Annotated in this window: 21 protein-coding genes; 10 read left to right on the forward strand and 11 right to left on the reverse strand. The window is 43.5% G+C overall.

Annotated features, from left to right (window positions below):
- Positions 1-139 precede the first annotated feature (139 nt).
- Both ELZ11_RS21900 and ELZ11_RS21905 read right to left on the reverse strand, forming a co-directional pair.
- Positions 140-3,397: an EAL domain-containing protein gene (locus ELZ11_RS21900; RefSeq protein WP_137359514.1), complete on the reverse strand. Its 3,258-nt coding sequence runs from the start codon at positions 3,395-3,397 to the stop codon at positions 140-142.
- Positions 3,398-3,876: 479 nt separating this feature from the next.
- Positions 3,877-5,877, reverse strand: a complete 2,001-nt coding sequence (locus ELZ11_RS21905; protein ID WP_137359515.1) for a putative bifunctional diguanylate cyclase/phosphodiesterase — start codon at positions 5,875-5,877, stop codon at positions 3,877-3,879.
- Positions 5,878-6,102: 225 nt separating this feature from the next.
- Between ELZ11_RS21905 and ELZ11_RS21910 the strand changes: the two genes are divergently transcribed.
- Positions 6,103-7,092, forward strand: a complete 990-nt coding sequence (locus ELZ11_RS21910) for a PstS family phosphate ABC transporter substrate-binding protein (protein WP_137359516.1) — start codon at positions 6,103-6,105, stop codon at positions 7,090-7,092.
- Positions 7,093-7,250: 158 nt separating this feature from the next.
- Here the strand turns inward: ELZ11_RS21910 and ELZ11_RS21915 are convergent, their stop codons facing one another.
- Positions 7,251-7,814 carry a helix-turn-helix domain-containing protein gene (locus ELZ11_RS21915; RefSeq protein WP_137359517.1) on the reverse strand — a complete coding sequence of 188 codons (564 nt, stop codon included), beginning with the start codon at positions 7,812-7,814 and terminating at the stop codon, positions 7,251-7,253.
- Positions 7,815-7,905: 91 nt separating this feature from the next.
- Between ELZ11_RS21915 and ELZ11_RS21920 the strand changes: the two genes are divergently transcribed.
- From ELZ11_RS21920 to ELZ11_RS21930, 3 genes are all read left to right on the forward strand, one after another.
- On the forward strand, positions 7,906-9,087 hold the full coding sequence (locus tag ELZ11_RS21920; protein ID WP_137359518.1) for a benzoate/H(+) symporter BenE family transporter: 1,182 nt from the start codon (positions 7,906-7,908) through the stop codon (positions 9,085-9,087).
- A gap of 120 nt (positions 9,088-9,207) precedes the next feature.
- Complete coding sequence (locus ELZ11_RS21925) at positions 9,208-9,954, forward strand: helix-turn-helix domain-containing protein (RefSeq protein ID WP_137359519.1); 747 nt, start codon at positions 9,208-9,210, stop codon at positions 9,952-9,954.
- 158 nt (positions 9,955-10,112) lie between these two features.
- Complete coding sequence (locus ELZ11_RS21930) at positions 10,113-10,340, forward strand: hypothetical protein (RefSeq protein ID WP_137359520.1); 228 nt, start codon at positions 10,113-10,115, stop codon at positions 10,338-10,340.
- 107 nt (positions 10,341-10,447) lie between these two features.
- On the opposite strand, the gene ELZ11_RS21935 is transcribed toward ELZ11_RS21930, so the two are convergent.
- From ELZ11_RS21935 to ELZ11_RS21955, 5 genes are all read right to left on the reverse strand, one after another.
- On the reverse strand, positions 10,448-11,053 hold the full coding sequence (locus ELZ11_RS21935) for a DUF899 family protein (RefSeq protein WP_137359521.1): 606 nt from the start codon (positions 11,051-11,053) through the stop codon (positions 10,448-10,450).
- A gap of 88 nt (positions 11,054-11,141) precedes the next feature.
- On the reverse strand, positions 11,142-12,173 hold the full coding sequence (locus ELZ11_RS21940; RefSeq protein WP_167494736.1) for an aldo/keto reductase: 1,032 nt from the start codon (positions 12,171-12,173) through the stop codon (positions 11,142-11,144).
- A 59-nt stretch (positions 12,174-12,232) separates the two neighbouring features.
- Positions 12,233-13,186 carry a Gfo/Idh/MocA family oxidoreductase gene (locus tag ELZ11_RS21945; protein WP_137359522.1) on the reverse strand — a complete coding sequence of 318 codons (954 nt, stop codon included), beginning with the start codon at positions 13,184-13,186 and terminating at the stop codon, positions 12,233-12,235.
- Positions 13,187-13,274: 88 nt separating this feature from the next.
- The gene (locus tag ELZ11_RS21950) at positions 13,275-14,210 is read right to left on the reverse strand and encodes an NAD(P)-dependent oxidoreductase (protein ID WP_137359523.1); all 936 of its coding nucleotides are present in this window, start codon (positions 14,208-14,210) and stop codon (positions 13,275-13,277) included.
- A 190-nt stretch (positions 14,211-14,400) separates the two neighbouring features.
- Positions 14,401-15,612: a LysR family transcriptional regulator gene (locus tag ELZ11_RS21955; RefSeq protein WP_137359524.1), complete on the reverse strand. Its 1,212-nt coding sequence runs from the start codon at positions 15,610-15,612 to the stop codon at positions 14,401-14,403.
- Positions 15,613-16,062: 450 nt separating this feature from the next.
- On the opposite strand from ELZ11_RS21955, the gene ELZ11_RS21960 reads away from it, so the two are divergent.
- The 6 genes from ELZ11_RS21960 to ELZ11_RS21985 all read left to right on the forward strand — a co-directional run bounded on the left by ELZ11_RS21960 (position 16,063) and on the right by ELZ11_RS21985 (position 22,825).
- Entirely contained in the window at positions 16,063-17,061 is a 999-nt protein-coding gene (locus ELZ11_RS21960; RefSeq protein WP_137359525.1) for a TRAP transporter substrate-binding protein, read from the forward strand.
- A gap of 98 nt (positions 17,062-17,159) precedes the next feature.
- Complete coding sequence (locus ELZ11_RS21965; RefSeq protein ID WP_137359526.1) at positions 17,160-17,654, forward strand: TRAP transporter small permease; 495 nt, start codon at positions 17,160-17,162, stop codon at positions 17,652-17,654.
- 9 nt (positions 17,655-17,663) lie between these two features.
- On the forward strand, positions 17,664-18,929 hold the full coding sequence (locus ELZ11_RS21970; protein ID WP_137359527.1) for a TRAP transporter large permease: 1,266 nt from the start codon (positions 17,664-17,666) through the stop codon (positions 18,927-18,929).
- A 15-nt stretch (positions 18,930-18,944) separates the two neighbouring features.
- The gene (locus ELZ11_RS21975) at positions 18,945-19,877 is read left to right on the forward strand and encodes an AEC family transporter (protein ID WP_137359528.1); all 933 of its coding nucleotides are present in this window, start codon (positions 18,945-18,947) and stop codon (positions 19,875-19,877) included.
- Positions 19,878-19,921: 44 nt separating this feature from the next.
- Positions 19,922-20,992, forward strand: a complete 1,071-nt coding sequence (locus tag ELZ11_RS21980; RefSeq protein WP_137359529.1) for a Gfo/Idh/MocA family protein — start codon at positions 19,922-19,924, stop codon at positions 20,990-20,992.
- Between the two features lie 9 nt (positions 20,993-21,001).
- On the forward strand, positions 21,002-22,825 hold the full coding sequence (locus ELZ11_RS21985; RefSeq protein ID WP_137359530.1) for a bifunctional sugar phosphate isomerase/epimerase/4-hydroxyphenylpyruvate dioxygenase family protein: 1,824 nt from the start codon (positions 21,002-21,004) through the stop codon (positions 22,823-22,825).
- A gap of 254 nt (positions 22,826-23,079) precedes the next feature.
- Here the strand turns inward: ELZ11_RS21985 and ELZ11_RS21990 are convergent, their stop codons facing one another.
- The 3 genes from ELZ11_RS21990 to ELZ11_RS22000 form a co-directional block, all read right to left on the reverse strand.
- Complete coding sequence (locus tag ELZ11_RS21990) at positions 23,080-24,588, reverse strand: DUF3360 domain-containing protein (RefSeq protein ID WP_137359531.1); 1,509 nt, start codon at positions 24,586-24,588, stop codon at positions 23,080-23,082.
- A 733-nt stretch (positions 24,589-25,321) separates the two neighbouring features.
- Positions 25,322-25,906 carry a hypothetical protein gene (locus tag ELZ11_RS21995; protein ID WP_137359532.1) on the reverse strand — a complete coding sequence of 195 codons (585 nt, stop codon included), beginning with the start codon at positions 25,904-25,906 and terminating at the stop codon, positions 25,322-25,324.
- A gap of 140 nt (positions 25,907-26,046) precedes the next feature.
- Entirely contained in the window at positions 26,047-26,523 is a 477-nt protein-coding gene (locus ELZ11_RS22000) for a hypothetical protein (RefSeq protein WP_137359533.1), read from the reverse strand.
- Positions 26,524-26,788: the final 265 nt, after the last annotated feature.

The following is a 26,788-nucleotide window of genomic DNA, read 5'->3' on the forward strand; positions in this document are numbered from 1 at the left end:
AGCAAATCACGATTAGTGGATAGCGCTAATTAGAAGAAAGTTGGCTTTGATTTACGTACAAGAGCTAAAAAAACGAGCCACAGTTTCTGTGACTCGTTTTTGTTTCAATCCGCTGCGTGATCAATCCACCACGTGCAAATCAGCGCCCAGCTAAAAGCTCAGCCTCTAGCCATGAATTATCTGGCTGCCAATCAGACAACCAATTAGGAATATGCTCTCCAATCATTGGGAGTGAAATTCCATGCCCCTGCCCTAGTTCACAGCCCATAGAAAGCAATTGCAGGCCGTGCTCTACGCTCTCAACCCCTTCAGCCGTTACTTGCAAATTAAAAGCTGACGCTAGACCGATCACCCCAAGTACGATCGCTCTATCATCCGAATCACTAAGCATTTCTCGTATAAAGCTTTGATCAATCTTTAACACATCGACAGGCAAACGCTTCAGATAGGTTAACGATGAAAACCCAGTACCAAAATCATCCAGTGCGAAAGTAATCCCAAACTCCATACACGCTTTCATGGTGACTAATACTTCGTTGATGTCTTCTAGTGCACTGGTTTCCAGAATTTCCAACTGCAAAAATTCCGGTTTCACCGAAGGCCGTTTATGCAGAGCCGATATCAAGTTATCGACAAAATCTTTTTGCTGTAATTGGAACGCATCAATATTAACGCTGACCGAAATGTTCACCCCTTCCGATTGCCATTGCACCATTTGGTCGAGCACGCTATCCAAAACCCATTCGCCCAGCTTTAAGCTAACACTATGTTTATCAATGATTTTTAGGAAATCGTCCGGGTAGATTAACCCGCGTTCTGGATGCTCCCAGCGAACAAGTGCTTCAACACCAATAACCTTGCCCGTTCTCATATTCACTTTAGGCTGATAGTGCAACACAAACTCTTGCTGGTCGATCCCTTGCTGTATCCGCTCTATGATTTCTCGTTGTGTCTGCCTTGTTTTATCTTTGTCGACATCGAAAAGATGATAGCGATTCCTACCCGATTGCTTAGCGATATACATCGCTTGGTCGGCATGACGCATTAGCTGATCCGCATCTACATCATCTTGCGGATATACCGTCACGCCAATACTGGTGGACACTTGCAAGGTGCGATTGCCAATTGTGATTGGACTCATCGCCGCATGCAGTAGACGATCGAGCACCTGTTCACAAGCAGCCATGCTTTCAATGTCTGCCAACACCACAACAAATTCATCGCCGCCAATTCGCGCGATGGTATCTCGCTCCCTTAAGGTTTCACTCATCATTTTTGAAAGCTTAACCAAAAGCTCATCACCGACATCATGGCCAAACGTATCATTAATGGCTTTGAAACCATCAAGGTCGAGATAAGCAACGGCTAACGATTGTTGGTGCTGGTCGCATTGCCAAACGGCTTCGCTGAGGCGTTCACGCAGCAAACGTCGGTTTGGTAAGTTAGTTAATGTGTCGTAGTGCGCGATAAGCTCTAGCTGCTGTTGTTGTTGTTTTATTGGCGTGATATCCGAAAACAGCGCCACGTAGTTTTGTGTTTCACCGTAGGCATCAAATACAGCACTGATAGTGATCAATTCAGCAAATATTTCATCATTCTTTCGACGATTCCATAGCTCACCAGACCATTGCTTATGCTCTAACAACGACGCCCAAATTTCTTTGTAAAATGCTTCATTGTGTCGCCCTGATTTTAAGAACCTTGGATTCTGACCCAGCACTTCTTCCCGGCTATACCCCGTGATATGGCTGAATGTGTCATTTACCTCAACAATTTCACCGTTTGGGTTGGTGATCATGATGCCCTCTCGCGCATGGGTAAATACGCTCGCGGCCAGCTTAAGCTGTTCTTCGGTTTTCTTGCGCTCAGTAATATCAATGATTTCAATAACCCGAGCTTCACGGCCCTTATAAGAAATATTCTTACCTTTGATGGTCAGCGGGAATTGGGAACCATCTTTACGAATTCCCATCGCTTCATAACATTTATCAAAGCCCACACGGACATTTTCAAGCACTCGACTCATGTCACCCGGTGCTATTAACGAGAAACTCTTCATGCCGATAAGCTCTGAATAGGTATAGCCAGTGATATCTGACAAACCACTGTTACACTCTAAAATTTGCCCGCGATCGTGAATGATAATGCCGCCATAAGTCGCGGCGCTGAGCACTTTGAATCGTTCTTCACTTTGTTGAAGGTGCTGTTTAGCTAACGAAAGTCGACGGTTAAATCTATGCAGATAAAGCGTTACAGAAGTCGTGAAGACCAAAAGTATCATTGACGACAAGAACGCAGGCATCATCCAATAGGGCAAATCATTATCGTCAGATTCATAAATGAATCCATCCAAATACTGATCATCTTCAATAAGGCCCGCCTTAATAAAGGTATCGGCCATATGTTGCCAACGCTCTGGGTTCATGTGCCCCATCTGAATCAGATCAGGGATGATCAGTTTTCGCATTTGCTCCGCTTCGAAGCGCAGGTGCTCTCGTGATTTGGAAACGTTATATTTTGTCTTGAGTAACTCAATAATTTCTTCTGGGTGATTCATGGCGTACTTCCACCCTTTGAGGGTCGCGCGCAACATGCTTTCAACGCGTTGAGGATGATGACGAATCTCCTCTTCAGTCGTGAAGAAAATATCGCTATAAAAATCGACACGGTAATTAAGAGGGTCTATCACGTTATAACCGACACCTAGCTGATCCAATAGGTATGGCTCGTTAGTCATATAAGAATTAAACGCGTCAGTCTTACCCACAATTAAGTCGTTCAAATCATAACTGCTCGGGACAATATCTAACTGGGAGAACTCCACGCCTTCGTTAAGCAGCATGGTTAGAAAATCCGCGTCTTCACTCTTATTCGCCAGCATTACGTTTTTGCCGATCAAATCGTGTACTGTGCGAATGCCTGAACCTTCCAATGTTAAAAGGACGGATGGAGAATGTTGGAAAATCGCAGCCAATGCGACAAGCGGCTCGCCTTGCAAACGCTGGAACAACACTTCGCTGTTGCCTTCAGCGTATTGAGCACGCCCCGACAACACCTCAGAAACGGGCTGGTGGCTTGGGCTGCCGTTATGCACCCTAACATCTAGGCCTTCTGCCTTATAAAACCCTTTCTCAATAGCAGCGTAATAACCTGCGAATTGGAACTGGTGATGCCAACGTAATTGAAGGTGAACAACGTCATAACTCGGGACAGGTGATGCCCAGGCTCTAGGCATACCAATAGCCAAGCCCATAACAAAAATCAGTAGAATTCTCATCAGCCACATTTGACCTAGATGAAGTAGATAAGGGTTATCTACAATGCGCGGCTCACTATACCTCTCACTGTCCCCGCTGCTAATTTTACTTTCGGTAATTGAGGTTAGTTTACTTCCCATCACAACATCCTCACGCAATGCTTACCTAAACAATCAGGTATTGGTCTATTCAATTTATAAAACCAAAGTCACGTATTTATCCCTTAAGCTGATAGGATTGTCGATAATATTTTCACATAACAAGACATCGATCGATTCATGAAAATTATCACTTGATAGTTTTCATTGATACTCAACTAGATGTTTAAGGTTGAAGGGATTAATAGCCTACTGATTATTATTAGGTTTTGAGAATTGACGTGAGCGAATATGCTTCCAGTTTTGCTAGAACGCTTATTGGAATGAAAATGGCGTCAGATCACAGTCTTTGTTTGACCGATTTTCATGAATAATAAGACAAACTGAACAGGGTCTAAGGTGTCCTATATATCATGCCTTTTATAAAAACATACTGTTGATTGATGGGGTTAACTGACAACTCAGCAACGCTCAAAGTGGCGTTCGATACATATAGTCATATGTGTATACCGCTCCATCGACTAACTGGCTCGCTGTAAATACACGTTATCGTTTATTGAGCAATTAAAAAGGCGACTGATCAACACATCCGCGGGTTGTGGGTTGGTTAAGTAGTAGCCTTGTCCAATTAGGCAGCCAAACTGCTTAAGGTCTTCTTGTTGAGCGTCAGTTTCCACTCCTTCGGCAACCACATCGAGGCCCAGCTCTTTCCCCAAATTCAGAATATTCTTAAGTAGCACGAAAGACTTTTCGTCCGATGCATAATCCGAAACAAAGCTTCTATCTATCTTGAGCGTTTGAAAATCAAAATCACGTAGATATGAAATCGACGAGAAACCCGTTCCAAAGTCATCCAGCGCCAGACGTACGCCGAGCTGTTTTAACTCTTGGAAAATCACTTGAGCATATTGGGTATTTTCGACTAATACGCTCTCTGTGATTTCGACTTCTAAGGTTTCCGTTGCTACGCCCGACTCAACAATGAGAGTTTTCAAACTTTCAAAAAACTCATGATGCTTTAGGCTTCTCGCTGATACATTTATGCCCATCACTCCAACATCATAGCCTTGGCTACACCACCGCTGCTGTTGAGTTATCGCTTTTTGCGCGACTAACAAATCGATATCACGAATTTGCCCTGTCGATTCCGCCACCGAAATAAAGGAATCCGGATAAATCATGCCTTTTTGCGGATGATTCCACCTAAGTAAAGCCTCAACGCCAACTACTTTTCCGGTATCTAAACGCCATTTAGGCAAATAATGAAGTTCGAACTGATCTTGCTTAATAGCGGCTTTTAAATCTCGTTCAATTTCTAAGCGCGAAGCCGCAATTCGATTGAGCTCCTCTGAATAAAACTGGAAGTTATTCTTGCCTAAAGACTTTGCATGATACATCGCGTTGTCGGCATAGCGGATTAATGAGTCGCTATCACAACTGTCGTCAGGGTAAATCGATATTCCAATACTTGCAGAAATCGATACGCTCGCATCACCAATTTGAAATGGCAGCCTTAACGACTTAGTCAGTTTCTTCGCAATGCGGTTTGCAACACTGATCGCTTTCTCAACATCGCTTAGGTGCTCCAACACGACGATAAACTCATCACCACTCATTCGAGCGGCGGTATCCGTCTCTCGGATACAGCGCTTAATGCGCGTTGCGACTTGTTTTAAAAGCTTATCACCGGCTTCATGACCGAACTGATCATTCACCGCTTTAAAATGATCTAAATCGATGAAGAGTAACGCTAAAGACATATCGAGCCGATCAGCATTTAAGATTGACTTGCCTAAGCTATCTAAAAACATGACTCGGTTAGGTAAATGGGTCAGCGAGTCGTAATGGGCTTGTGTGTGAAGCTGCTGATTTTTAGCTTCAATAGACTTATTCGCATTGCTCAACGATTCGATCCACATCGTTCGATTTTCTTCAAATTTGTACAGCAAGCGATAAAGGTAAATCGCAATTGAGATAGAAACCACAATCAGCAACACACTAATATATTGATAGTTTCTCACGCCTTCAGTTAAGTGCTGTTTGACCGCTCGCTGAACGTCGTCCGCTTCACGAATGAATTCCAAAAACATCGCATCTGAACTGATATCCAACGCCGAACCCGGACTCGAAATCTCTTTGTAGCTATATCTCACTTCAGCCTTTTCTCGAAAGTTAACTAAAGTGTCTCGCATCGTCATCAATATCGCTCTGAGCTCAGGCTCTTGAATTGGCTCAAAACTGCCTTCAATGCTTTGCCCACCTTCCAGTAGGGCTAAAGTGTGCCATTCAGCCAGATCAAGGTAATACCACACTTCTTGAATGGATTGGGTGGTATCGCCAGACAAAACTTCTTCAAACCAGAGGTGCGCCAGTGTGCCGTTGATTTTTATTTCTTGAGAGGCTTCGATAAGAGGGGCTTTATTCACAAGCAATTTGTTGGCTTGAGCGAACAACAAGATCGTCAGAGATATGATCATACCTGCCAGTACAATAGTTAGAAAAAACAGCTTTTTGGATTTCATCCTGTCTCCCGAAATAGGCTGGAAGGTATTATTGTTATTCGCTCATCCAGTTTGTCTCACGACAATGGATAAGTATTCGTAAATAAGTAGACATCACTATCAGCGCTTGACCAATAGCCCACACCGATTCATTGATACGAATTATTAAACAGAAATATTAAATTAATATTAAGGTGATAGGGTTGTTACTAGGCCTGTCAAACAAGGCGATAAACGGTGTCTTAAATGAAACGAAAATCAGTAACTTTTGGCTTAGCGAGCATAATCCTACTCGGCTTTAATCCTGCGCTCGCAAGGGATCTCATTAAGATTGATGGCTCAAGCACCGTTTTTCCCATCGTGAACGCTTTTTCTAAGCAGTTCATGGAAACAGAAAACGGCAGTACCAAAATTGCTATCGGTATTTCAGGTACAGGCGGTGGTTTCAAGAAATTTTGCCGTGGTGAAATAGATATCGCTAATGCCTCCCGACCGATAAAAGACACGGAAAAACAACTCTGCACTGAAAATGGGATCGAGTTTCTAGAGTTACCTATCGCATTAGACGCCCTAACCGTGGTGGTTAACAAAGAGAATACATGGGCAGAATCGATGACAGTTGCCGAATTAAAAACCGCGTGGAGCCCAAGATCTGAAAACATTGTCAGCAGCTGGCAACAGATTAACCCTAACTTCCCTAATACCCCACTTACCCTCTACGGCCCCGGCGCAGATTCAGGCACCTATGACTATTTTGTAAATGTGATTGTCGAAAAGAAAAGGGGGCGCAAAGACTATAGCCCTCATGAAGACGACAATGTTCTGGCTGGCTACGTAGCTAAAGATCCAAACTCAATGGCGTTCTTCGGTTTGGCTTATTACGAGCAACACAAAGATGCGCTAAAAGCCGTCGCTATCTCATGGAATGGTAATGAGCCTGTTTTACCCAGCTTAGAAAGTGCGGCTAGCGGTGACTACCAGCCTTTGTCGCGTCCGGTGTTTATTTACGTCAATGGTGACTCTGTCAAAAAGCGAATGTTTGTACACCGATTTGTCGAACAATTCTTAGACCCATCCATGGCTTCCACTGTAGTAAGCGATGCTGGCTACGTCCCACTCACAATTGACGCTTATAAAGCTTCTCGTAAAGTATTCGACAGTTCTAAAACGGGCTCACATTTTGGCGCCACAAGCGTTGGAAGTAGCGTCGCTGAAGTATTATCAGCGACTCAGTAACTTAGAACGTGATGGGTGGAATACCAAATTCATTGACGTTCGGAATACTGAATCCTCCACTCAATACTGAGACTTTCACTGTCTATTTGGCATTGAATTGGAGGATAAATTTTTCGCGATCACGCCAATTGCTTTACATCATATCGTTTCTGGCAACGCTACCATGTTTTGGGGTAATGAATAATATCGTGAAACACCGCTTTTTCTTTACCCGTGTTTTTATAACCATGAGGCTGAGCAGCGTTAAAACGCACCGCTTGGCCAGCAGTAAGCTCATGCCAATCATCATCAAAAAACACCGCCATTGAGCCTGATATACACAGAATATGTTCCGTGACGCCCGTATTATGCGGTTCAGATAAATGCTGATAGTTTTCCGCTAGGCCAAGCTCGTACACCTCAAAACCCACTGCAGGCTCAAAGGGAAACATCACGCTAACTGAAAACCCATCATTTAAGCTTTCATCACGTAGTTCACCCGCATCTCGAAACAAACTACTCAACGCCTGTTCTGAATACGGTTCTATTAAGCTAGAAAAAGAAACCTCTAACCCCGTTGCGATCTGCCATAACTTGGCAACCGTTGGACTAGACTCCCCCCTTTCAATCTGACCGAGCATCGCTTTACTGACGCCCGTCGCCTTGGCGGTTTTATCTAAACTCCACCCATTTTCTTTGCGGATTCTTTTAAGATTTTCGCTTACATACCATTCGTTTTGCATAAATTATCTACAAAAATAACTTGTGCGTTATAACGCACAAGTGCTAAGTTGATCTTATTGTATGTTATAACGCACAACAAGGATGGTTAACATGAGCCAAGTAAAGTTTTCACATATCAGTACTGGGTTTATTGCCGTATTTATCGGTTACGCTAGTGCGGCTGCTATTATTTTCCAAGCAGCAAGCAGTGCTGGAGCAACCTCTGCACAAATCGCTTCTTGGTTCTGGGCGCTAGGAATTGGTATGGGCATATCGACTATCCTTCTCTCTTGGCGTTATAAACAACCTATTGTAACGGCTTGGTCGACTCCCGGTGCTGCACTGTTAATTACCTCATTAAATGGCTTAACAGTAGAACAAGCGATCGCTGCATTCCTATTTAGTTCATTACTCATCACACTCTCTGGAATCACAGGTGTGTTCGATAAGCTCCTAAAACATATACCAAGCTCTATCGCTTCGGCCATGCTTGCCGGCGTGCTATGGTCGTTTGGCGTAGGGATTTTCTCTTCTCTTACTCAAGAATTAGTTATCGTTCTAGGAATGCTCATGGTATTTATCCTAGGCAAGCAAGTGTTTGGTAACTTACTGATCCCGTTTATCTTGCTATTAGCCGTCACGATAAGTGGGTTTACTGGTAAGTTAGATTTATCCGAAATAAACCTGACCGTGACCCAACCACTTTTCACTATGCCGGATTTCAACCTAGCGTCACTTATTAGCGTTGGGATCCCTTTATTTGTCGTCACTATGGCCTCTCAAAACCTGCCTGGGTTCGCTGTTCTAAAAGCGAATGGCTACCACCCACCTGCCTCTCGAATTATTACCGCTACAGGTATTACTGGATTATTGTTGGCTCCTTTTGGTGGGTTTGCCTTTAACTTAGCCGCATTAACCGGTGCAATCTGCATGAGCCCTAATGCCGATCCAGATCCAACCAATCGATATCGCGCAGCATTAGCTATGGGCATTTTTTATCTTCTAGCGGGCATTTTAGGCACCACCTTTGTCTCTTTATTCGCAGCGGTTCCACAAGCTATCGTCATTGCTATCGCGGGGCTTGCGTTATTGCCAAGCCTCGCCAACTGCTTAAGCAGTTCACTTTCTGATGAAACCCACCGCGAAGCAGCAATACTCACGTTTTTGCTCACCGCATCTGGGGTTAGCTTTGCAGGTATCGGAAGTGCATTCTGGGGGCTATGTTTAGGTTTACTCTGTTACTCATTTAAGAACAGACAGAAAATCTTAGGAGGTGAAAAAGTCAAAGGTTAGCGAGTAGCTTCAATATTTGATTTGGTTTCTCATATTAATTTCAATGTAACCCTTTCAAAAGAAAAGAGTTAGCTGCTAACTTATACCACTATTAAACATTGGCTGACTAGGGTGCCCGCAATGCCAGGAACGCAATTTGTTATCAAGGAACTGAAGAAACAGCTCAAACTACACGACGTCCAATATCAAGATATTGCTGATCAGCTCGATTTGAGTGAAGGCTCAGTCAAACGTCTGCTCGCAGATGGCGGTAATTTAAGCCTACAGCGATTGAGTAAGATCTGTGAATTGATTCAAATTGATCTCGCTGAGCTATTCAGGCTTGCCTCAATATCGGATCTTGGCCTCAAAACATTAACGCGTGAGCAAGAACAAACCATTGTGTCTGATAAAGCTTTGTTGATGGTGGCAGTCAGTGCTTTGAATGGTTTTAAGTTCGAAGAAATCACCCAACGCTACAATCTGAATAAAAACATCCTTATCCAGAAACTCGCAGAACTAGATAGATTAGGGCTGTTAGAACTTTTGCCTGAAAACCGTATCCGCTTACTACTTTCCCCTAACTTTGATTGGATTCCCGGTGGGCCAATTCAGTCATTCTTTTTAAAGGAAGTACTTCCAGAGTTTTTTAGCAGTTTTTTCAGTCGACAGGAAGAAAAACTGGTTATGGCAAACGGGCTCATGTCGCCTCATTCCAACCAAAAGTTTCAACAAAAAATTCAAAAGCTGGCCAACGATTTTCATGAAGCTTGCCAAGATGATGCGACTTTGGATATTAATGACCGGAACGGAACCTCGATTGTTATAGCACTGCGAAGGTGGCACTTTGATATGTTTGATAACATTAATTCTATCAGCAGTAAGTAACATTATAAGTAACCGGAAGTATCAACCTTTTAGACTTGAATGTTTACACTTTGATTTATTACCATTATGAATACATAGTTCAACAACTGGTACGAGGAGAGCGACAAATAGTGAATACCTCACTCAGTACTACCCCGATAAGTTGAAAGGAATGAACTATGAAAATCGTAAGGCAATTATCTCTCGCTATTCTCGCACTCACTTCAGCCGCTGGGTGCACTAGCTCTCAATATTCTTCAAGGCTCATGATCGCGGCACCTGTAAAGAACATCAATGTCGCGCCAACGATGAATACCCTAGCGAATGTCACAAAAGCGCTAACACCTGTTGTACTAACCTTAATGCAGCCTGTGGTGATTTCCCCGCGAATTGTACTTTCCAATTAAGTCCAATTACCAATAAGGTTTTAACCTTGCACGTTTCGATCAAAAAAGGGCTGATTTCATTCAGCCCTTTCCATTTTCCAAACAAATTCAACTCAAAAAATCAGAAGCTATTCGCACAAGTTCTCACCACCGTCGTCTAACTTTTGAGGGCGTTTCCAATACGAATATTGAGGAGTCCAATCCGAAGCACTTAATCCCGCTAATCCCAATAAGCTCCACATCGAGCAATAAAGGTCGCCAGGCCCAAATACACAAGAGCTTTGCCTATAAATCTGGTCGCCTTTTCGCTCATACACGACCGCCCCAGGCATATTGCTTTCGCCCTTCATCACTGATTGCTCTTGGATATAGCGTCCACCAGCATGTGAAGCCAAAAGGAATTGCCACCCTCTTGAATTTGCAAATCGGCGCTGAACAGCGGGTTCATCTTTTGAAACTAGGACCACTGACATCACCGATTCTAAGTGCGGAACAAAGCCATTGAAGCCGTCAGCCCAAAGTGTGCAATACCGACATCCTTGCCCCATATTGTGTATTACGAGTAACTTGTCGCGTTCACCAAACAACTCAAGTAACGAGGGCTCTCCATTACTCGTTTGAAACTTATAATTAGGAACTTCTTCGTTGAAACGATTGGCTTTTCTTAGCTCGACCAGCTTGACGTTTAGCTCGTAAATTTGCTGTTCCAAATCTTGAATTTCAGAGTTAGCCATCACCCTATCCTCAATAACTGAAAATGAATCCTGTTGTTAAGGATAGTCTAATTGTGATCATTAAACGTATGACAAAGTAGCCCTCAAACTAACGAGTTGAAAATTCCTCTGTGTCGATTTCTTCCTGTGTACCAGAGTTGTATCGTGCACCAGCAATTTTACTTTGCGGAATAACGTCGTCGATCACTCGCAACAATTCATCGGATACCGACCAACGCTGAGTATTCCAGTTATCTTCAAGGTGTTGAAGGTTTGTCGTCCCCGGAAGTGCAATCGAGTTCGGCGCTTTTTTTAACGTCCAAGCTAAAGCTAACTGAGCCAGTGTTGGGTACGCATCGGTATCGCTGCCCTCAACCACTCCATTCTCTTCTGCAAACATAGGCAATACCGATGCAAACTTATCGACTAACGATAAGTTATCTGCAAAGTGTTCATCAGAGAAACGTGGCATTGCTAATCGGATATCGCCTGCAACAAACTGGTTATCACGCACTTTCCCGGTCAACATACCTCGCCCAACCGGGCTAAAAGAGACAAAGGTGGCACCAATCTTTTGGCATTGCTCGATAACCGCAATCTCGGGGTTGCGTGACCAAATAGAGTATTCTGATTGCACCGCTGATATACGATGTATCGCGTGCGCTTTTTCGATGGTGCTCGCCGACACTTCAGACAAACCAATATGCTTGATCTTGCCCTCTTCAACCAGTCGAGAAAGCTCACCGATGCTCTCTTCAATTGGCACACTCTTGTCCCAGCGGTGTAAGTAATACAGATCGATAACATCCGTATTCAAACGTTGTAATGACTCTTCACACGTTCTTCGGATGGTCTCTGGTCGTCCGTCAATGGCACGTTTACCATCAGGTCCTTTGAACATTCCGCATTTGCTCGCCAGAAAGAATTCATCACGGCGATGACCAACCGCTTGCGCCAGTAACTCTTCGTTCGCTCCAAAGCCATACAATGCAGCAGTATCGAGCATGTCATAGCCTAAATCTAGTGCTTGGTTGAGTAACTTAATGCCTTCCGATTTTTGCGGAGGCGTTCCATACGCATGCGATAGATTCATACACCCCAACGCGACTGGCGCGAGTTCTTGCCCACCAATGTTAGTCATCTTCCTTTATCCTTTTACTGCACGAATACCAATGCTTCTTAGAAAGTTGTTCAACTCGACTACTCAGCTTCAAGTATCTTTTCTAATTTATCTAGTGTTTCCATCGCAGGAAGACAACTCGCGACACTCGAGTTAGGCTCGCGACCCGTTTTAATTGCGTCGAAGAATTCACGGTCGATAAGCTCAATACCATTGTTCGATACCGCTACGCCCTCAAGTAAGATTGGATTTTCTTTTCCATCGTATAAGTCATCATAACGAGCTAAGTAGGTGCCCTCTTCACAGATGTAGCGGAAGAAAGTGCCAAATGGGCCATCGTTGTTAAATGACAAAGACAAAGTACAAATAGCACCAGACGGTACTTTCATACCAATGCTCATATCCATTGCAATCCCCAATTCTGGATGGATAGGCCCCTGTAACGCTTGAAGTTTGGTTGCCTGCTCACCCGTTTGATATTGAAAAAGGTCAACGGTGTGACAAGCATGGTGCCAAAGGAGATGATCGGTCCAGCAACGAGCTTCACCCTTAGCGTTAGTGTTGGTGCGGCGGAAGAAGTACGTTTGTACGTCCATCTGCTGAATATGCAGTTCGCCAGCAGCAATCTTATTTTGAATCCACTGGTGGCTAGGATTAAAACGACGCGTATGACCTGCCATTGCAATCTTGCCTGACTTTTTCTGCGCTTCTACCACACGGTAGCTGTCTTCGATGTTATCGGCCATTGGAATTTCAACCAATACATGCTTGCCCGCTTCCATACATTCAATCGCTTGTGCTGCATGCATTTGGGTTGGCGTAGCAAGAATTACCGCTTCTACTTCTTCTAGTGCCAACGCATCCGTTAGATTATCGAATCCTTTTGATTCGTGGCCATACTCGGTGATCAATTGATCAAGCTTCTCTTGCTCTGGTGATACCATTGCAACCACGCGCACGCCTTCAATCTCTCGAATGGCTTCTAAGTGTTTACGTCCAAAGGCACCTGTTGCGCCCACAACACATACGTTCATAGTTATTCCTTTAATTTGATACCAACGTTATTCGCTGATGTAAGTTATTCGTATATAGAAAATTCTGGATTGCTGATTCAACTAGATGTTAAGCCAACGCCTGTTTTTGATGATTCAAATGTACGTCGTGATGTGCATCTGCCGAGTTGGCTAACTTGTCTAATACCAAGTCACTCAGTTGAGCTAGGCTCTGGCCATTAACCTCCACTGACATATCTCCAAGAGCACGATGCCAAGCCATTGCCCCACTGACCATAGAGCTATTCAAATTTAATTCAGACAAGGTATCCGATACCTGTTTTAGCTCCTGAAAGCGGCGCTCGCCGTGCAATACCATTCGTTCAATGTGGTACTGACCCAACTGTTCTAAAGGCAAAGCAGGATAAGTGAGGTTCAAAGATTCAGTGACTTCACTTTCAACGCCCGCTTTTCGTGCGGCCAGTAAGCACTCGGTCGTCAACGCTTCAAGCCCTTTTACCATGATAGAACGGATCATTTTGATGCTGGAAGCGGCACCAACTTGCTCAGAAACCACATTGACTTTGAACCCTAAAGCAGTGAGCGTTGGTTCGATTTCTGCGGCTTGCTTACCTGAAATCATAAGAGGGATCGCACTTGCCTGGCCCAGCACTGGCGCCATAATCGCAACGTCTATATAGGTAGCACCACACGCTTCTACTAACTCTGCACTTCGTTGTTTTGCCTGAGGAGAACAAGAATTGCAGTCTAAAAACACTTGTTTCGACGTTAAGGTTTTAGACACAGTTTTAGCGACATTTTCCGCTTGCTCTGTTGTTACCAGAGAAAAGATAAACTGCGCGCCTCTAATAGCCTCATGGACTTCAAATGCACCTTGAACACCTTGCTTGATGTACTCAAGAAGAATACGTTCTCGGTGCAATGCGTGGTTACTTTTGATGTCGAACCCGCTGATCACTTCCGGGGTTTGGTTTCCCCAACTCGCCAGAAACGCTTGCGCGGCTTCACCAAACCCAATAAACGCAGCTCTTGTTATTATCGCCATAATGTTCTTTATACCTGCCACGTTATCTGCATTTTGTCATGCTAATTACCTTAGCACTGGCGTCCTTATGGCGATAATCAAATAAATATAGGGGGTATTCAATTTTGGAAAACCACTCTCACAAGATGGCGCCTGAACACAGTTCATTCTGACTAGCGAGACACCTCAAACAAGACACGAACATAAAGAACTAAAGCTGCACACCTTTCTCTCTAAGTAAGGTAAGAAAATGATTCTGAACCGAGGTCGCAAACCAGTTTTTACGCATGGTTAAGCCTATTGGACGCGACTGTTTTTTACAGTCGAATGGCAAAATCGTAAAGTGCCCTTCATCTAGCTCTCGAGTTATCTGGTGCTGAGAAAGGATGGTGAGCCTGTCGCTCCCCATCAACAGCTCTCGAACCAGCATTTGAGAACTTGCCTCCACAATCCGAGTCGGAACTTCACGCTCTTGTGAGGTAAAAATGTCTTCAAACATTTTTCTCCCAGGCGTATTTACATTTGAAACAACCCAGCTCGATTCTTGCAGATCATCTAGCGTGATCTGTTCTTTGAGACTCAAGGGGTGCTCTTTTCTAGAGAGAATTTTATTATGCGATTGAAACAAGGTTTCTTGGCGAATATCTGTGCTCGGTGACGGGAATCGCAGCGCACCAATAAGGATGTCTAAATCACCATGCCTTAAGTGGTTGAGCAAATCTTGATAAGGACCATCAATCACGTGTATCTGACAATCGGGAAATTGGCGAGAAAATTCGTTAATAGTATTCGGAAGCAAACATGTTCGAGCTAGAGGTAAACATCCAACCTTGATGACACTGTTATGGCGGTTACTCAGCAGCCCTACCTCTTCGATGCCCTGTTTGATTTCAACAAACGCAAGCTTACTCGACATCACGAGTGCTGTGCCCGCTTTACTAATCGTAATGCCAGTACTTGTCTTCTCGAATAACGTGAGCCCTAAGATCTCTTCAAGATCTTTCGAAGCCCTGTACACAGACGACTGAGACACTTCGAGGATTCGGCTCGCTTCAGTAAAGCTTTGTCCATTAGATACCGCAATCAGTGCTTTTAATTGTGTTGTCGTAATATTGAACAAATAGCGCTGAACACTGCTTTTTCGCTGCCCTTTCGCAACTTTTAACGAATCGGCAATACCTTTACTAATGTATTCCAAAGCACGCTCTATTCGAAAGGAGAACGCTTCACCCTGCTCAGTTGGTTTCATACCATCTGTGGTTCGTTCAAACAATTCGGTGTTGATGTTCTTTTCTAACTTCGCGATCGCCTGAGTGATTGCCGGTTGAGATAAGAACACGACTTCTGAAGCCTTACTGATACTGCCCGTATGAACAACTTCAGATATCGCTCTTAGGTGTCTCAAATTTGGAATGTTTATCATGCTATCGCCTCACAGTACTCAGACCCGGCCATTTATATCCATAAGATGAATACAAACAGCATCTCTCAACACGCGGAAAAATAACTAAATTTAGCCGTGCTCACTATCGAACACATTCAGCACATTTTTTGATTATGACGCCACTAGGAATCACGATTTCTGTGAGTTCATGTAGGCAAAATGTAAGTTTTACGCGGCAAAGATGTGACTTCTTTCTCCAAAAATGAATTGCAGCTAAATTCATTTTCAATTCCCTTTTTCAATACATAACTCACAGTTATATAACACTAACCCCCTGTTTTAAAGGGCAATAGAAACAGAATGGTATACCGTTAGTAAAAAAAGGATATCGAAAGTTATCTCAAAATTGAATAACACTTTCACTATATGAATTATCGGTTGTTAATTTTAAGTGATAACTTTATCGACGTAGAAACAGGAGGTTCACAAATGAAAACAATAACTAAACTTACACTCGCTTTATCCCTTGCTTATGCAGGTTCTGCCACTGCTCTGGACATTACAATTGGGCACGTAGATTCTCAAGATTGGACTATCTCTAAAAAAGGGGCTGCCACTCAAGTTTTTAAAAACCTTGTAGAGGCTGAATCTGGCGGTCGAATCAATGTAAATATTTACCCTTCCGGTCAACTAGGTGGCGAAACAGAGCTACTTCAATCGACTCAAGAAGGCATGCTCACAATGACGATGGTTTCAGGCGCTTACTCTAAGCTGTGTAAAGAAGCGAACGTGCTAGAAATCCCTTACCTATTCCCGTCAGCGCCTGTCGCGTGGGAAGTGCTAGACGGTGAGTTTGGTCAAAAGTTGAATGAACAATGCTTGAAAACAACTGGCTTACGTAACCTAGCTTACGGAGAAACTGGGTTCCGCCACTTTACTAACTCAAAGCGTGAAATCAACACACCTAAAGATTTAAACGGTCTGAAAATCCGCGTGATGACGACACCACTTTACGTTGAAATGATGAAGTCATTAGACGCTGAGCCAACACCGATTGCCTTCCCTGAAGTTCCTGCCGCACTGACTACTGGCGTTATTGATGGACAGGAAAACCCTGTTAGCGTAATTAACGCGAACAAATTCTACGAACTTCAAAAATACATCACGCTAGACGGTCACGTTTATGGCACTGATTTCTTATTAATGAATGACGATTTCTATACATCTTTAAACGCAGAAGACCGAGCAATCATCGACCGTGCTGCGAAAGTTGCAGGCACTGTGGGTCGAGCTATTCAGCAAGTGAATTCGGCAGAAGGCCTTGAAGTGCTTGCACAAAAAGGCATGAAGATTACGTCTCTCACACCAGAGCAACAGAAACAATTCCGCGATAAAACACAACCCGCTGTCATCAAGTGGTTATCAGGAACCATTGATTCAAAATGGATTGATGACGCACTAGACGCAGTAGAAACCGCGACTAACTGATCCATAACCGAACAATAAATACCCTATAAGCAGTACTTATAAGAAATGAGTCGCTATACCGCGCATGTATAGCGACTCTTCCCAAGGAGACAGGGAATATGATTGAGCAATATAAAAAGTTACTTGCGATTCTCGCAGGTGCCTCACTCTTCAATTTATTTGCAGTAATGCTAATTACCACAATCAGCCGTTACTTTTTCAATACCTCTATCCTATGGGGCGAGGAGTTAAGCAAATACTCAATGATCTATGGCGTTATGTTTGCGACTTCATTGTGTTATTTGGAGGGCTTACATATCAAATTTTCGGTTCTTGATTCTGTCAAATCAAAAGCATTTCAAAAAACACTTGAAGTCGTTGTCGATCTTTCGGTTCTTACCTGTTCAGTGATTTGGACTTATTCATCCTACTTGTTTGTGATAAAGCGCGGAGGAATAGAATCTCCCGGTATTGGCCTAAGCATGTATTACTTCCAATCAGCACTTGTGATTGGCGGTGCTTGCCTATTCATAGCCGCAACTCTGCGTTTAATCCAGCACGTTAAATCAGCGTGCGCATCCACAAGAGCTCAAGCTCTCCAAAGCGACGTATAAGGAATCGTTATGCCTTCTATTGCCTTAATGGGATCCATGCTCTTTTTTGGTATTCCTCTCGTATTCAGTATCATCTTAGCGATGTCGTTCTACGTCTCTAGTACACCAATCTCTATTAGCCTTATCGGCCAACGTATTTTCAGTGGTTTAGACTCATACTCTATTCTTGCGGTGCCTCTTTTTGTTTTAGCTGGCGAGCTAATGAACAAAAGCGGTATCACCAACCGTATCATCGACTTTGCCAATGCTTTAGTGGGCCACTTCCGTGGTGGTTTAGCCCAAGTAAATATCTGGTCTTCTGTGATGTTTGCCGGTATCTCTGGTTCAGCCGTAGCTGATACATCAGCACTTGGCCGTGTCTTCATTCCTCAAATGGAAAAAGAAGGCTACAGCAAAGAGTTTTCTTCAGCGCTAACCGCAGCGTCTTCGGTTATCGGCCCGATGATCCCACCAAGTATTCCAGTGATCATCTACGCGCTTATCGCCAGTGGTGTGTCAGTCCCTGCCCTATTCTTAGCGGGCATAGTTCCTGGCGTATTGTCTGCTGTTGCTCTTTCGATTTTTGTATTCATCTACGCCACTCGACACAACATTAAAAGTAATGCAGTCCGTCAGAGCCGTCGTAAAGCGTTAGTCAAAGCTTTCATCCCACTAACTATGCCGATTTTCATTCTTGGCTCAATCTTAATGGGTATTGTAACGCCAACAGAAGCGGCTGCATTCGCTGCATTCTATGCTCTGCTTGTGGGGATGTTTGTATACAAATCCCTGAGTTTCAGTGACTTGCCTGAAGTGTTCATGCGCTCTATGCGCGATTCTTCAATCGTACTTATCTTGATTGCGGTTATCTCGGTTGCGAACTGGATTCTCACTTTCTCACGTGTACCACAATTCATTAGTCAGCAAATTCTAGGCAGCATCAGCGACCCTATTATGTTCCTAATTATGGTGAACGTTATTTTGTTGGTTGTTGGCTTATTCTTAGAAGGCATCGCCGCGATGCTGATTCTTATCCCAATCTTCCACCCGATTGCGATGAGCTTTGGTATCGACCCTGTTCACTTCGGTATTGTAGTTATCTTCAACCTAATGATTGGTTTGATTACTCCGCCGATGGGGATCTGTCTGTTCGTCTCCAATACAATCTCTAAGGTCGGAATTGCCGCGATTTCAAAACAAGTCATTCCACTTTTCCTACTCGAAGTGCTGGTGCTGTTCTTCATCACTTTTGTTCCACAAAGCGTGCTGTTCTTACCGCAGCTATTCGGATACTAGGCACACCCAACCACTATGTCTGTATATGAAATATTACTGCCGCTGATACTGATTGTCGCGGCAGGCTTTGTCACGACTAAAAATGGCTTTTTTTCTGGTCATTTCATTGGAGACGTAAGCAAATTCGTACTGTACGTATCACTTCCTGCAGTCATTTTTGGCAGTGTTACTCAGCTCAACTTGAACGAAGCGATCAACAAAAACTATATGTTGATCTATGCATTCGGTGGGCTGACGTGCATGGCGATCGCGGTGCTCTACAGCCGCACAGTGATGAAGCTCAAGTGGCAAGATTGCTTTATTAATGCGCTTGGCAGCGGGATGCCAAACAGCGCTTTTATCGGCTTCCCTATCGTACTATCGATCTTTGATGGTCAGTATGCAGAAGCGTTTTTGATGAGTGTATTAATAGAGAACCTTCTATTTATTCCTGTGTGCTTAGTGTTATTGGAATTCTCCAATGAAACCGATTCTTCACTAAAAGAACAGCTCATCGAGATAGGAAACCGACTAAGAAAGAACCCAATTATTGTCTCTATCACGTTAGCGCTGAGCATCAATCTATTGGGGATTCAAATGCCATTCGTGATTGAAGAAAGTGTAGGCATTCTTGCAAAAACATCGGTCGCGTTAGCGCTATTTGCGATTGGGGGCATTTTAGGTCAATCACTGGTGCTCAACCAAAAGTCACGCATTGCACTGGTTACCTGCATCAAGTTGATTTGTTTCCCTATTGTTGCGCTCGGATTGCTATGGATTTGGCCAGTAGAAGGCGATTTAAAATACGTGCTACTTATCTTCTGTGCATCACCAATGCTATCTATCTACCCCATTCTTGGGGGGATTTATAAGCAACAAAACTTCTGTGCAAACACATTGATTATCGCAACGGTGACATCGGGATTCACTCTGTCCGTCGTTGTTTCACTCATAACTCATAACTCATAACTCAAATAAGAATAGTTAGAACGCTCACTCATAAGGTCTTAAACATGGAAAAAGTTAAAATTGCTGTTGCTGGAGCAGGCTTAATCGGAAAAACACACATCAAACTCATTGTAGAAAATGAACAGTGCGAGCTGGCGGCTATCGTTGACCCGTTTCCAGCAGCGAAAGCGATCGCCGATGAATACCAAGTGCCCGTTTATGAGAGTTTAGATAACCTGTTTTCTGAAGCTAAGCCAGACGGCGTGATCCTAGCGACACCGAACAAATTACACGCTCTACAAGCGCACGAATGTATCACCTCGGGTGTCGCAGCAATCATCGAGAAACCTGTCACGGATTCGATTGAAGATGCGATTGAGTTACTGAAACACGCGAAACATGAGAACAGTAAAATTCTGGTCGGCCATCACCGTGCTTATAGCCCTCTATTAGAAACGGCTAAGAACATCATCGACAGTGGTGAGCTCGGTAAACTGGTTTCGATTATGGGTAGCGCTGCATTCTACAAACCGGATTACTACTTCGATGAGGGTGATTGGCGAAAAGTAAAAGGCGGCGGCCCAATTCTTATCAATATGATTCATGAGATTGGCAACTTACGCCACCTTGTCGGCGATATTGTTGGTGTTCAAGCGATGAGTTCAAGTAGTGCTCGTGAGTTTGAAGTAGAAGACACTACGGTCATTTCACTGCGCTTTGAAAACGGCACGCTTGGCTCTTTCCTTCTATCCGATGCTTCTGCAAGCCCAAGAAGCTGGGAGCAAACGTCTCAAGAAAACAAATCTTACGCGACATACGAAACCGAAGATTGCTATCACGTAGCAGGCACCAATGGCTGCCTTTCTGTCCCAACGATGCAGGTAAAGTCATTCGCGAAAGATGTGACACCTTCTTGGTGGAACGAGATGCTAGAACGTAAAGAAGAGATTCACCGCGAAGACCCTCTAAAACGCCAACTAGAACACTTCTGTGCGTTGATTCGCGGAGAAGAACAAACGCCGAGAGTCAGCATTTGGGATGGTTTACAGAACCTACTGGTTATCGACGCCATCATCAAAGCTTGTGAAACCGAGCAATACGTCCCTGTTCAAGACGTGACACCGCAGCTTAAGTAAGGAGCCACTATGAAATATTCAATCGCTACTGTGTGCTTGTCTGGCACGCTAGAACAAAAAATGCACGCTGCTGCGAAAGCGGGCTTTCAAGCCATTGAGATCTTCGAGAATGATCTCACACAATACCGTGGTTCCGCTTCTGACGTTAAACGTATTGCTGATAGCCTTGGCCTAGAGATCCTTGTGCTGCAGCCTTTTCGTGATATGGAAGGCATGCCAGCTCACCTGCGCCAAAAAAAGTACAACATGCTTGAGCGTAAAATGGACCTTGCCCATCAGCTTGGTACTAGCCGCTTAATGATGTGTAGTAATGTTCATCCGCAATCTTCTCCTAACGTTGGGCAGTGCGCTGAAGACTTATATGCGCTCGCTGAACTAGCAAAGCGAGAAGACATGCAATTAGGCTATGAGGCGCTCGCATGGGGCCGCCACATTGCCGATTATGATGATGCTTGGAACCTAGTAAAAACGGTAGACCACCCTAACCTTGGTGTTGTGCTGGATACGTTCCATATGTTCGCTCGCGGTAACACTTTAGATACGCTTAAAAATGATATCCCTGTCGATAAGATCGCTTTGGTCCAAGTTGCTGATGCGCCAAAAATGCAGATGGATATTCTTCAATACAGCCGCCATTATCGCTGCTTCCCAGGCCAAGGCGACTTCCCAGTTATCGATTTCGTCCAAACGCTGAAAGACAAAGGCTACAACGATTACCTATCGCATGAAGTCTTTAACGATGAGTTCCGATCGTCATCTCCAATTGAAAAAGCAATCGATGGTGTCCGTTCACTAAAATGGCTAGAAGACCAAACAAACGAACACTTCAACGCCCCTAAGATCAATGACCTTAGCTTTATTGAATTCGCAGTTAAAGAACGTGAGAACAACCCTTTCTCAGACGTAATTGAGTCTCTTGGTTTCAGAAAAACGCACTGCCATAAGAGCAAAAATGTCGATTTATACCAACGCGGTGATATCAACTTCATCTTCAACTACGAGAAAAACTCCAACGCGCAAACTTACCGTGAAGGCCATGGTGAATCAGTATGCGCGCTGGGTGTGATTACTGAAGATTCGAGCCGCCTTGTGGAACTGGCGAGCCGTTACAACAGCCCAACCATCCATCAGACGCGCCAAGAGAATGAGTTAGACATCCCTACTCTGAAAAGCTCTGGTAACTTACTGATTCATCTTTTAGAAGAGAACGAAGCGTCTAAATTTTACGAAGTGGATTTTGAGCCAGTCGCAGACCAAATACCAATGAATGACAACTTCACTCGCATCGACCACATGGGTCAAGTGGTAGCACCTGACGCCTTACTGTCTAACCTATTCTTCTACAAATCAATCTTCGGGTTTGTCCCAGAAGAGAGCTTTGACCTACCCGATGTGAACGGTTTAATCACTAGCCGTACCATCAAAAGCGCTAACAACAAGATCAAGATTGCATTGAACAGCACAAGTGCCAAACAAACCTCGGCACAGCGCTTCTTAAACGATTCAAATGGCGCGAGCATCAACCAAATCGCAATGGAGTGTAAAGACATCTTCCTAGCGGTTCAGGACCTATCACCTATCTATCAACTGAAGATCCCGAACAACTACTACTTAGACATTCAAGCGCAGTTTGATTTACCTGACGAGTTGATTCAACGCCTAAGCGACAACAACATTCTGTACACAGAAGATGAAACTGGCAGCTTCTTCCACTTCTACACGAAGGAGATTAACGGTTTGTTCTTCGAAGTGGTTCAGCGTGTGGGAGATTACAGCAAATACGGTGAAACTAATGCGTTCATTCGCCTAGCCTCACAAGCCAATCAGTTTTAGCAAGTATTATTGTTTAACTTGTTACACCAAATGTATCTGCCGCCATACAACCTAAATTATATGGCGGCAGGTAGCTTAACTTTCTGCTTTTCTTCTTAACCTTTGCTGCACTTTACTCATCTTCGGTAAGTGCAGCCTTTTTTATGTCTAGTTGGTGAACATACTTATAGGCTGGCCAAGAAAATGCCACCTCACGACATCATTAGTCCAGGTGGCAGAAAGGGTTAAGCATTCATAGAACTCTCATTCAGAGTTTAACGAAAACTTGGGATAATCGCGGGTATGCCAGGTAGGAGGCCAACCAACGCCATCACACTTGTTAGTACAATGAACATAATGCCAGGCAGCACCCAACGGCTCATTTTACTCAGCTCGCCACTACGCTCTTTACAACCAACTAAGCCTAAGTTGTCTAACAGCATGGTTAGCGACCAACCAAATGCTGGGTTAACGAGAGCAGAAGAAAATACGACAATCGCAGCCGACTGAGTGGTCTTCCCTTCACGTGTCATCTCCATTCCAGCTTCCAGCAAAGGCACGAATACCCCAACAATAAGTGCAACACAAAGCACAGGTTGCCAGATAGCTAAATCCATTGGGTAGCCCCAAACAGCAGCTATGATACAGAATAGAGCCGTCAGCAAAGCACCAGCAGGAATAGGACGCTTAGCAATCGCCGCCGGCACGATGTAAGTCCCCCAAGAAGAAGTAAAGTTAGTACCACCTAGCAAAGAACCGAACGTTTGACGAATTGAAGCTGTGGTCATAGTGTCATCAATATTCATGTGTACTTTTTCAGTACGCTCTGGATAGCTGATTTTTTGGAATACTTGATGCCCTAAGAAGTCTGGCGACCACATCGCCACCGCTAAAATCGCAAACGGTAATACCACCATAAAGTGTTCAATCGTAGGTAAACCAAGCATCCAGCCTGTATTTTCACCCCACCAATACATAGGGTTCATATTGGGTAAACCAGGTTCGGTTTGAAAAGAAAACGGTGCGCCCATGGCAAAAGCTAACGTACCACCTAGCAAGCAACTAAGCGGGACGGCTAACCAACGCTTGCGAAAATGCTCCAGTAACGCATACAAAATAATGGTGCAAAAAATCACGACAAAAGCGATGTGGCTCATACCGATTCCCTCTGCCCAAGCAAATAGCTTCTTAACTTGAGAGACGGTTCCGACAAAACCAAGGTAAAGCAGCAATCCTCCACACACGCCTTTGCTGGTAAGGTTTGCCAACATACTGCCACCTTTACTGATGGCTAAGAGCAAGCCAAAGGCACCGATCAGTAAACCAAAGGCCATCGGGTGACCACCAGCAGCTACAACGATAGGAATTAATGGGATGAGAGGGCCATGTGTACCTGCCAGGTTAGCCGTCGGCAATAGAAAACCAGAGAAAAGAATAATGAACACCGAGGCAATGAGTAATTCATAACGAACATTTTCTAGAATAAAGCCTTCATTTAGCCCGAGAGCCCCTGCAAACGTTGCTGCAATAGCGCCAACCATAACCACCTTACCAATGGTTGCAGCCATCGCTGGGATAGTGTCTTCTATCTCAAATCGATAATCTTTAAACGGTAAATTTGGACGCCATCGCTTCGGCGCCATGATTTGTAATTCGTGCTCTAGATACTGTTCGCGCGATTCAAACTCAGAGCTTGGTTTGTGTTGTTGTTCATAGGTGAGTTCATCCTCATTGGCTTGAGGCTTATCTGTTCGTATATGTACGGACTCTAAAGTACTGCTCATTTTGATTCCTTTCATTCACACTCTAAGGTGTGTTGTTCCAACAAACGTTATTTAGTCGCGGCACGATGTTTTAATGCAGCGGTCATCTATATATTTCCCATAAAAACCAACTCGGCATATTCGAATTATTTATAGGTCACAAGCATTATTAAAGACTTTAGAAAACCCATTCTTAAGCGAGTATCTAACAACAAAGTGCTGAGGCATTCTTATTATCTAACCCTCTGTTCAATAGATATAAAACACCGTTATCTAACTAAAAATAATCTTTATAATTCAGTCAGTAATACTCTATACCAACCTTAAAAGAACAAACAGACGTTGATAGTTAGACATTAGTCGTAGCGTGTTAGGGCTAGTATTAGAAACTCTAGATAAGACTTATCGATTTATTTATAAATAATTCATTTAAACAATGAGCAAATAACCTTCAAAAAGAAGCAGTGTGGTTCCATAAAGAAATCACAACAATGACTAGACTAATGGATAAATAACAGACTTGATTAAGTCAGTCAGGGGAAGGTTTTATACTCAAAACAAATGCTGGGGCACATTTTGATCAATCTATGTCGACTAGCTCAAGTCCGGACATAAGTTACCTAGGGGAATTACCCAATACAACTTTCTCAGAGTTAGAAAAAGTATCAGGTGATCTTGAATTAGATGCTAAGGGACGGGGTTATGTGGGATAAGAATAGCGCCAAAAAGTAACTATTAACGCCATAGTCTCTTGTTATGTATTGGGGTTCCAACCTGAAGCTTTGACGAGCTGTAATAGCCTACCAATTTCAGATGAAGCCATCGTGGTACCTAAGCTTGGATACAACTCTTCAAGAATGTCGGAAAAAGTTAAAACTTTAATTGGGCCTCCAATAGAGTTCAAAAATTTAGGATACTGTTCCCACACAGTTCGATCACCCTTTAAAAGAGTAACTGCTGTAACATAGGTGAATTGTTTCGAACCTGTAATGTCATAGACAGCTTTCTTAAACGCTTCACTCCACTTGGGCTCCGTAAGCTCTCTAAATCCCTTCCAAGCAGCCCTCCCACTGACTGTTTTATTCTCTTCAATCTGCGTGATTTTCTGTTGAGGGTTAAACCCTTTTTGCCAGCTCTTACAACTAACCGCAATAACCTTTTCAGGGCCAGATGCTAAAGGATTTATAGCCAATACATCTATATCGCTATGATTTGAGTCTAGGTTTTTGACATAATCAGGGTGATCTAAACGAGGCTTAAATTTGATATTATGACGGGTAAAGTAACCTTTATGCTGCAAGTAATCATCGACTAACTGTTCTAAAATATCTTCTTTCATCCACCATACCTCAAACCATATACATAACGCCTGCATAACACGTTTACTGCTATACAATTATACTTAAAATTGACATCTTAAAACGAGAAATACCCGACAACCTGAAATACCGAGTGTAGTAAATCGTGTTGATGCATTTGTTATGTACGTTCGAATTTTATTTGAGGACTAGTAACACTATCAGTACCTGCATTGCGAAATGAAAAATAACCGTCAAGTTCAAAACCATTTCTTATTGATTTTAGATACATAGCCCCACCTGAAAAGATTTTTTTATCCTTACTCTGTGTATTAAGCGTTAAGTAATTTTCCCAGTAACTGCCCTTTATATCAAAATCTATATTTTCAACCATATCACCGCTTCTGCTACTAAAGTGCATAGAACCACTAATACTGTGAGCGTTTTGCTGTAGAACTAATGACATTTTTGTTTCAGCACCATTATCATCATCTTTGTACTCTGCAACCCAAGAACCTGAAACATCAGCCCCTTGATAGCGCATTTTTTGCCAAAATGGTACGACTACATTTACCCAGAACTGTTTTATTAATGACAACAACAAAGCTGTTAGTACACCAACAAAAACCCCTATCGTTATTGTTTCTAGATTTTCCATACTATTTTCTTACCTACCAAGTACATAAGCGCGTTAAGTGGTGAACAACGCCAACCACCAAACTTAACCATTGCACCCTAAACACTTAAGCCAACTTGAACCAAAACCGCCAAGCGTTGTGAATCCGCCTTAAACACCTTGTATGGATAATAAGCACTCCAATCGGGTAAGGTGAGACCCAGACTTTAGCTGCAACTAAAGTTCTTCTATCTGGTAGTTCGATTAAATGATGGCTCCTCTATCGAGAGACCGGTAACAAGTACGA

It is taken from the genome of Vibrio profundi (genome assembly GCF_005281835.1).
Lineage (GTDB): Bacteria > Pseudomonadota > Gammaproteobacteria > Enterobacterales > Vibrionaceae > Vibrio > Vibrio profundi.